10 protein-coding genes are annotated in these 8,070 nt (G+C 62.8%); 4 read left to right on the top strand and 6 right to left on the bottom strand.

The window, feature by feature from the left end; translation table 11 throughout:
- Nucleotides 1–38: 38 nt before the first annotated feature.
- The 5 genes from HT737_RS20590 to HT737_RS20570 are packed head-to-tail and all read right to left on the bottom strand — an operon-like array spanning nt 39 to nt 3,807.
- Entirely contained in the window at nt 39–1,028 is a 990-nt protein-coding gene (locus HT737_RS20590; protein ID WP_182403911.1) for a FecR family protein, read from the bottom strand.
- Nucleotides 1,025–1,591, bottom strand: coding sequence for an RNA polymerase sigma factor (locus HT737_RS20585; protein WP_003221797.1), 567 nt, complete (start codon nt 1,589–1,591; stop codon nt 1,025–1,027). The genes HT737_RS20590 and HT737_RS20585 overlap by 4 nt, the downstream gene beginning before the upstream one ends.
- Before the next feature lies 1 nt (nt 1,592).
- Nucleotides 1,593–1,919, bottom strand: coding sequence for a DUF3325 domain-containing protein (locus tag HT737_RS20580; RefSeq protein ID WP_095667458.1), 327 nt, complete (start codon nt 1,917–1,919; stop codon nt 1,593–1,595).
- Nucleotides 1,919–3,505: a PepSY domain-containing protein gene (locus tag HT737_RS20575; RefSeq protein WP_182403910.1), complete on the bottom strand. Its 1,587-nt coding sequence runs from the start codon at nt 3,503–3,505 to the stop codon at nt 1,919–1,921. Before HT737_RS20575 ends, HT737_RS20580 begins: the two co-directional genes overlap by 1 nt.
- The gene (locus HT737_RS20570) at nt 3,502–3,807 is read right to left on the bottom strand and encodes a DUF3649 domain-containing protein (protein ID WP_041073980.1); all 306 of its coding nucleotides are present in this window, start codon (nt 3,805–3,807) and stop codon (nt 3,502–3,504) included. The genes HT737_RS20575 and HT737_RS20570 overlap by 4 nt, the downstream gene beginning before the upstream one ends.
- 178 nt (nt 3,808–3,985) lie before the next feature.
- Between HT737_RS20570 and HT737_RS20565 the strand changes: the two genes are divergently transcribed.
- Together HT737_RS20565 and HT737_RS20560 are read left to right on the top strand one after the other, a co-directional pair.
- Nucleotides 3,986–4,474: a sigma-70 family RNA polymerase sigma factor gene (locus HT737_RS20565; RefSeq protein WP_108589887.1), complete on the top strand. Its 489-nt coding sequence runs from the start codon at nt 3,986–3,988 to the stop codon at nt 4,472–4,474.
- Nucleotides 4,471–5,403 (top strand): DUF4880 domain-containing protein, encoded by a 933-nt coding sequence (locus HT737_RS20560; RefSeq protein ID WP_182403909.1) that lies wholly within the window; start codon nt 4,471–4,473, stop codon nt 5,401–5,403. The genes HT737_RS20565 and HT737_RS20560 overlap by 4 nt, the downstream gene beginning before the upstream one ends.
- A 35-nt stretch (nt 5,404–5,438) precedes the next feature.
- Here HT737_RS20560 and HT737_RS20555 read toward each other — a convergent pair whose 3' ends face one another.
- Nucleotides 5,439–6,320, bottom strand: coding sequence for an acyl-CoA dehydrogenase family protein (locus HT737_RS20555; RefSeq protein WP_182403908.1), 882 nt, complete (start codon nt 6,318–6,320; stop codon nt 5,439–5,441).
- Nucleotides 6,321–6,473: 153 nt separating this feature from the next.
- On the opposite strand from HT737_RS20555, the gene olsB reads away from it, so the two are divergent.
- Both olsB and HT737_RS20545 read left to right on the top strand, forming a co-directional pair.
- Nucleotides 6,474–7,229 (top strand): L-ornithine N(alpha)-acyltransferase, encoded by a 756-nt coding sequence (gene olsB / locus HT737_RS20550; protein WP_047292182.1) that lies wholly within the window; start codon nt 6,474–6,476, stop codon nt 7,227–7,229.
- Complete coding sequence (locus HT737_RS20545) at nt 7,229–8,020, top strand: 1-acyl-sn-glycerol-3-phosphate acyltransferase (RefSeq protein ID WP_182403907.1); 792 nt, start codon at nt 7,229–7,231, stop codon at nt 8,018–8,020. Before olsB ends, HT737_RS20545 begins: the two co-directional genes overlap by 1 nt.
- Nucleotides 8,021–8,070: the final 50 nt, after the last annotated feature.

The raw sequence follows: 8,070 nt of genomic DNA, 5'->3' as shown, positions 1-8,070 counted from the left end.
TAGGAGGCTGCCGCAGGCTGCGATCTTTTGATGTTGATTCAACGCAGAATAATCAGATGCCCCAACACCTGACGCTGCTCAAACCCCAGCACACCCTGCAAAGAACTCAGCACCGCCTGCGGATCCTTGCTTGGAAAACTGCCGCTGACCTTGCGCGCAGCCAACTCATCGTTGAGCACAACAATCCGCCCTGGGTAATAGCGCCGCAAATCCTGCACCACATCGGCCAGCGACGCCTTGTAGTACGTCAGCCAGCCCTGCCGCCAGGCCAGTTGTGCTTCGCTGTCCACGGCGTGCAGTTTTTCTGCGCGGCCTTGTCCGTAAGCCACTTGCTGGCCGGCGGTCAGAATCTGCTGTTGCGCATTGCGATCCGCCGTCACGCCAACGCGCCCGGACAACACCGTGACCTGCGCGCCCTGCGGTTGCAGACGCACTTCGAACTGCGTACCGAGGACCCGCGCCTGGCCATTCTCGGCCTCGACCACAAAGGGATCACCGGTGTGCGTCACATTGAAAAAACCAGCGCCACGCCGCAACTGCACATGCCGCTCACCTCGACTGAAATCCACGGCAATAGCGCTGTCGGCGTCCAACGTGACTTGCGATTGGTCGGCCAGGGTCACCGTGCGGATTTCCCCCGGCGCCGAAACGTAATCGGCGCCCAGATCGTCGATCCAGCGCTGCGGCTGCCAGCCCGTGCCGAGGCTGAGCATCAGCAACAGACACGCGGCCATTGCCAGCGCGCCCGACCAGCGCAACAGCGGCGAGCGACGCGGACGCTCCATTGCGTTGAGGTAGCCCTGCAACGCAAACGCGTCCTCATCGGCCAGGGCGCGCGCCGGACTTTCGCTCAACTCCCACACGACTTGCGCCTGGGCGTAGGCCTCGGCGTGGGCCGGGTCGGCGCGCAGCCACTGGCTGAAGGTCAGTTGATCGCCAGTGCTCGGGCGGTCGTGCAACAGGCTCAGCCAGGCGAGTGCGGCCTGTTCCTGAGCGGGTGTAGGGATGATGCGGTCGGTGGCTTTCACGGTGCTTTCCCTGGCAGGCGTGGTGCGGGTTCGCGCAGGCTGGCCTTGCAGGCCTCGAGGGCGCGCATCATATGTTTTTCCACGGCACTTTGAGACAGGCCCATCGCCTTGGCGATGTCTGCGTACTTGCGACCGTGAATGCGATTGAGCAAAAAGATCTGCCGGGTGCGCTCGGGCAAGGCGCGCAACGCCGCTTCGACATGGCGCAGGTCATTGCCCGCTTCGAGCGCGGCTTGCGGTTCGCTGCCGTGGCTGTCCGGCGCATCCGGTTGCCAGCCCTCGTTGACCCGCACTCGCGTGCCTTCGCTGCGCAAATGATCGATGGCGATGTTGCCGGCGCAACGCAACAGGTAAGTGCTGAGCTCTTCGACCTGCACCAGCGGCCTGCGCCAGAACCGCAGGAACAGGTCCTGCACCAGATCCGCTGCCGTGGCCCGGCAACCGACGCGCCGGTTGACCAGCGCTTCCATTTGCGAACGCTGCGAGAGGAACACCTGAAGAAAATGCGCACGCGCGCCATGGGGCTCGTCGTCGCGGGACTCCGGCGGATGACCGATCAGCATCTCAGCACCGCGCCCAGGCGGCGACCGGACTGGCGAGCAGGCTCAACCCGGCCAGTGCGAGGGCCAGGCGTGGCCGATAGGGCAGCAACAACACCAACGCCAAGGCGCTGAGCATGAGCACCGCGAACCAGTCGACCAGACCGAAACCCCAGCCGTTTGCCCCGACAGCTGACCAGAGCGATAAGCCGAGCAACAGCCACCCGGCGAGTTGCAGAACCCGTGCACGTCGGGCCGAGGGTTTGTTGCCGAGCAGCTCATCGTGGTGCCGTGGCATCGACAGACACAACGCGCTGAACCCGGCATAGCACAGCAACAACGCCAGCAACATCAGCTCACCTCCTGCTCAAGCGTGATCGGCCGCGGCTTTTCGCGGGGAGTTTTTTTCACGCTGACGGCGCTGCCGGCACGCTGCATTTTCCAGGCGGCCCAACCGAGGAACAGGCCTGCGCCCAGGCACGTCAGATCGAAACCCGCCAGCGTCCAGTCGCCTTGCGCCAGCGTTACGCCGAGACTCCATGGCGTGGCCAGATTGATCAGTGGCACCGCGATAAACAGCACGCCAGCCAGCCCCAGCTGTTCGACCCAGGCCGTTCGCCCCTTGCGCAGCAGCGCATGCACCACGCTCAAGGCCCAGGCGATAAAAAACGCATTCACTTCTTGATCGGCGCGCCCGGCCAGATCCGCCGGCAACAGGCGATTGGCCAAAAAGAACACCGCCACCGCCACCACCAGCCCGGCCATGCTGGCGATGTTCAGCACCTCCACCACGCGCAATTCGAATGGGAGCAAACCGCTTTTGGCATGTTTGAGCTGGCGCTTGCCGAGCCAGATCACCAGCCCGGTGCCGATCATCGCGGTACTCGCCAGACCACAGATGAAGTACAGCCAACGCAGGATCGGGCCGGCGAAATGACCGATGTGCAAACCGTAGAAACCACTGGCGATCGTCATCGGCAGCGGCTTGTCGGGCGTGGCGCCGAGCATCTGCCCGGTGACGCCGTTGAAGGTCAGGTTGCTGCCGTACTCATAGGCGATCCGGTCGGAACTCGCGCGCGACAGTTGCACCGTGGCGTTGGCGTCGCCGGGGTTGATGACGCTGACCCGCGCCGTATGCCCCCCCGCCCACTGCTCGCTCGCCCGTACCAATAAGGGTGCCAGCGGTAGCAGCGAACTCGCTTGAGCGGCGCGTTGCGGAGTTGGCGTTTCGGGAAACATCTCTTGGTAAAACGCTTCGCGATCAGTGCCGTAGGACGCCAGAATGCTGGCCGGCATGACCATCGCCATGAAAATCACCAGGCTGCTGTAAGTGATCATCAGATGAAACGGCAGCACCAGCACGCCGACCGCATTATGCCCGTCGAGCCATGAACGCTGGCCTTTGCGCGGGCGAAAGGTGAAGAAGTCTTTGAAGATTTTCTTGTGGGTGATGATGCCGGTGATCAGCGCAATGAACATTACCATCGCGGCCGTCGTCGCCAGCCAGCGGCCCCACGGATACGGCATTTGCAGCTGGAAATGGAAGCGGTAGAAGAACTCGCCGCCCCGGCTGTCCCGGGCCTTTATTTCTGCACCGGTCTGCGCATCGAGCGTTTTTTGCGTGAAACCTCCGCGCTTGCCGGCTTCGACCGGTGTGTTTTGCCAACGCACAGTCAACGCAGGATCACGGGCATTCGGCAAATCAATCAACCAACGCGAAGCAGCCGGCGCGTGCTGCTGCAGATAGCCTTGCGCCAGGCTCAGGCTGTTCGCTGAATCGATGGCGTGCACGGGAATTTCCGGCTGCATCCAGTGGCTGATTTCAGCCTTGAAATAGGCCAGCGTTCCGGTCAGGAAAATCGCAAACAGCAGCCAGCCAAACACCAGTCCCGTCCAGGTATGCAGCCAGGCCATCGACTGACGAAAGCCCTCTTTCATGCGTAGCCCAAGCCCCGCGCGGCGCCGGATACCGTCGCCAGAATCACACTGGGCACCAGCAGACCGACCCACGCCGACCACGCCGTGCGACAGGCGAAGCACCAGAGCACCGCGACCAGATAAACCAGAAAGGAAATGGTCATGCCGGTCACCACCGCTTCGGCACGACTCAACGGTAGCCACAGCGTCAGGGCGACACTGGCCAGCGCCGCAACCAGATAGCCGCCGAACACCGCCGCCAGCACCCGCGAGGTGATGGCCAGACGATAGGACATGGGAAGTGAGGCGAGTTTGCCTTTCATGTTTCGACCCTGAAACGAAAAAACGTCCAGCCGATAAAGCCGAACCAACAGGCGAGCAATATTAATGATAAATATTCTCATACGCAAAAGCATCTGATTGCCGGGCAGCGCTACACACCCCTACAATGCGAACAGTTCTTGTTCTCTAACGCATCGATCATGCGCCGGAGTGATACCCTTGTCGTCCGCCCATCCCGTCGAATCGCTCTACCTTGACCACCACAGCTGGCTCACCGGCTGGTTGCGGCGCAGACTCGGCTGCCCGGACAGTGCGGCGGATCTGGCGCAGGACACCTTCATCCGCGTGCTCAGCGCTCGTGAACAACCGGTGATCATCGAGCCGCGCGCCTTCCTGACCACCCTCGCCAAACGCGTGCTGTTCAATCATTACCGTCGCCAGGATCTGGAACGCGCCTACCTCGAGACCCTGGCGCAGATGCCGGAAATGCTTGCGCCGTCGGAAGAAGACAAAGCGATCATCCTGCAAACCCTGATCGAACTGGATCAGTTGCTCGACGGCTTGCCGCGCCTGGTCAAACGCGCCTTTCTGCTGGCGCAGGTTGATGGCCTGACCTATCCGCAAATCGCCGCCGAACTGGGCATCTCCGTAGCCACAGTCAAACGTCATCTGCACAAAGCCGCCCTGCGCTGCTATTTCGCCCTATGAACCGCATCCCGGATTTCTCTGCGCAAGTGGCCGAGCAGGCCGTGCACTGGTTGATGGAAATGCAGCAAGGGTCGCTCTCCCCGCGCCAGCAACACGCCTGGCAGCAATGGCTGGACGCCCACAGCGAACACCGTCGGGCGTGGGAGCACATGCAGCGGGTCAACCAGCGCTTGCGCGGTGTTTCTTCGCCATTGGCCCATGCCGCGTTGAACGGGCCGAAGTCCTCCAGCCGCCGTCAGGCGCTCAAATTGCTGCTGCTTCTCGGTGCCGGTTCCGCCGTCACCTGGGGCATGCGCGAGCACAATCCGCTGCCGGCACTGCTCGCCGATTACCGCAGCCCGCTGGGTCAGCGCCGCAAGGTGACGCTAGGTGCGGGCAGCCAGTTGCAGCTCAACACCGCCAGTGCAGCGGACGTGGACAGCACGCAACGACTGATCCGTCTGCTGGAAGGCGAGATCCTCCTGAGCACCGCCCAAGCGTTCGAAGTGCGCACGGCACAAGGGCTGTTGAAAACCGCTGCTGCCCGGCTCAACGTCCGGCAATTTGCCGATCGCACGCAGGTAGCGCTATTCGAAGGCCAGGTTGAATTGACCCGCCCCGGGCACGAGCCGGTGTGGCTGCCCATCGCCCGTCAACTGAGTTTCAGCGCCACCTCGATCAGCGAAGCCAGACCACTGGACGCCAACAGCGGCGCCTGGGCCGACGGCATGCTGATCGCCGCGCACACGCGCCTGGGCGACTTCCTTGAAGAGCTCGCACGCTACCGGCGCGGCCAGTTGCATTGCGATGCAAAAGTGGCCGATCTGCTGATCTCCGGGACTTATCCACTGGACGACAGCGAGCGGATTCTGGATCTGCTGCAAGTCAGTCTGCCGGTGAACGTGCGGCGGTTTACCCGCTATTGGGTCAGCGTCGAAGCGCGGGCTTAGAGGCAAAATCCAAAGATCGCAGCCTGCGGCAGCTCCTACAGGGGAATGTGCAGGGCTTTGGCCAAGCGCTTGGCCCGCGCACCCGCCGCCAATTGCATCACCGACTGATCACGCTGCCACATCTGCGCCCACTCCGGATTGCCCTCGGCCAACGCCTGATCGATCTCGTTCTTCAGCGCATCAAACTGCGCAAACAGCCCGCCCAGCAACACATGTCCGGCCGGATTGTTCGGCGGCTGGCGACTCGCTTCCGCACAGCCGGCCAGCAGCGCCAGCAAACGCAACAGCAGCGGCTGCGACCAGCCACTGTCCTGACCGACGCCATACAGCCACGCGGTCATCGCGCTCAACACATAGACATCTTCCAGGGTGCGGAACGGCTTCACATAAGCGTCCCAGCCGTCCCCCGCGAGCAACTCGCACAACGCGCCGTCCAGGTGCAGCCGACCGTGGCTGATGTCCGGCATCAACGGCAGTGCCGGGAGTTTTTCCACGCGCACGCCGGGCTCGCCGGGATAGACCACCGCCAGACTCAGGCGCGGCGTTTCACCGGGCTCTTCACTGCGCGCGGCGACGAGCAGCCAGTCGGCGGCATCCCCAGCGGTCACGAAATCCTTGCGCCCGCTCAGGCGTAAATCACTGAGACGGGTCTGCATGTCCGCCGGGCGCAAGCTGCGCTGTTCGGTCGCACACAACGCGCCAAGACTCGGCGGCGCGCTCGGCCAAAGCATGCGCAACGCCGCCTGATACCCCACCAGAAACGCCAGCCCCGGCGTCGCCATGCGCCGCCCTCCGGCCACCGCCAGTTCGAACGGCGTCACGTTGCCCACTTGCTGCAACAAAGTGGCGAAACCTTCCGCCAGATCAGTCACGGCGGGCAGGCGTTCAGGGCTATCGAGCAGGCTGGGCCAGGGCATAAGAGGCTCCTTGAGGGCTGTCATACAAGCATCACCAAACGTTCATGGCGATGACACCGGGGCTGCATAGCCTGACTTTGCACAACATGGCTGCATAAAGAAAGTCGATCGGCTGCAACCCACGACGGGTTCAAGGCCCGTACGGAGATTCAAATGACTCAGATCGCCCGCATCAGCGACACCGGCAATGAACGCCGCCTGCAAGCCGAACGCCTGATCGGCGCCGAGGCCTTGCAGCAAGCCCAGGCCTTGCGCTTCAGCGTCTTCAGCGGCGAATTCAACGCCAAGCTGAAAGGCGCGGAACTGGGTCTGGACATGGATGACTATGATGTTCACTGCAGCCACATCGGCGTGCGTGATCTGAACACCGGGCGTCTGGTCGCCACCACTCGTTTACTCGATCACACCGCCGCCAGCAGCCTGGGCAAGTTCTACAGCGAAGAAGAATTCAGCCTGCATGGCCTGGCCCATCTGCAAGGACCGATCCTCGAAATCGGCCGTACCTGCGTCGATCCGGCCTACCGCAACGGCGGTACCATCGCTGTGCTCTGGGGTGAACTGGCCGAAGTGTTGAATCAGGGTGGCTACAGCTACCTGATGGGTTGCGCGAGCATTCCGATGCAGGACGGCGGCGTGCAGGCTCACGCAATCATGCAGCGTCTGCGCGAACGCTACCTGTGCACCGAACACCTGCGCGCCGAACCGAAGAATCCGTTGCCGTCGCTAGACATTCCGTCGAACGTGATCGCCGAAATGCCACCGCTGCTCAAGGCCTACATGCGCCTGGGCGCGAAGATCTGCGGCGAGCCGTGCTGGGACGAAGACTTCCAGGTCGCCGACGTGTTCATCCTGCTCAAGCGCGACGAACTCTGCCCGCGTTACGCCAGGCACTTCAAGGCGGCCGTGTGATGAGCCGGCTGCGCGTGTACGCGCGAATCGCGCGGGTGCTGCTGGTGGTGACGCTGGGCCTGACCATGGCCAGCGTGTTCGGCGTATTCGAACGTCTGGGCCTGGCGCACTCGATGCAACGTCGGCAGCGCTGGTCGCGTTTCTTCATGGCACGTTTGAGCCATGCCCTGCCCTTTCGCGTAACGGTGCACGGCGAGTTGCCGCAGCAGCCAATGCTGTGGGTCAGCAATCATGTGTCATGGACTGACATTCCACTGCTGGGCATGCTCACGCCGCTGTCGTTTCTGTCCAAGGCCGAAGTGCGCACCTGGCCGGTGGCTGGCTGGCTGGCGGCCAAGGCCGGCAGCCTGTTCATCCGTCGCGGCTCGGGTGACAGCCAATTGATCCGCAAACAGATGACCCGCCATTTGCAGACGCAGCATCCGCTGCTGATGTTCCCGGAAGGCACCACCACCGATGGCCGTTCGCTGCGCACCTTTCATGGTCGCCTGCTGTCGGCGGCCATCGATTCCGAGGTGATGCTGCAACCGGTGGCGATTCGTTATCTGCGCAATGGCGAAATCGACGCGCTGGCGCCGTTCATTGGTGACGATGATTTGCTGTCGCACCTGATGCGTCTGTTCAGCCATGATTGCGCCGATGTTGAAGTGCATCTGCTCAAGCCGATCGCCTGTCAGGGCCGCGAGCGTGCGGCACTGGCGTTCGAAGCGCAGCAGGCGGTGCAGAAGGCGTTGTTTGGCACGATTCCGGAAAAGCAAAAAAACCCGATGCGCCCGGCCATCGCCGCCTGAAATACAACCGCTAAAATCACCCTCGGCCCCCTGTGGGGAGCTGGGCTTTG

It is taken from the genome of Pseudomonas sp. MD195_PC81_125 (assembly GCF_014060985.1).
In the GTDB taxonomy this organism is placed as follows: Bacteria; Pseudomonadota; Gammaproteobacteria; order Pseudomonadales; family Pseudomonadaceae; genus Aquipseudomonas; species Aquipseudomonas parakoreensis.
This window is presented reverse-complemented; position numbering and strand designations above follow the sequence as displayed.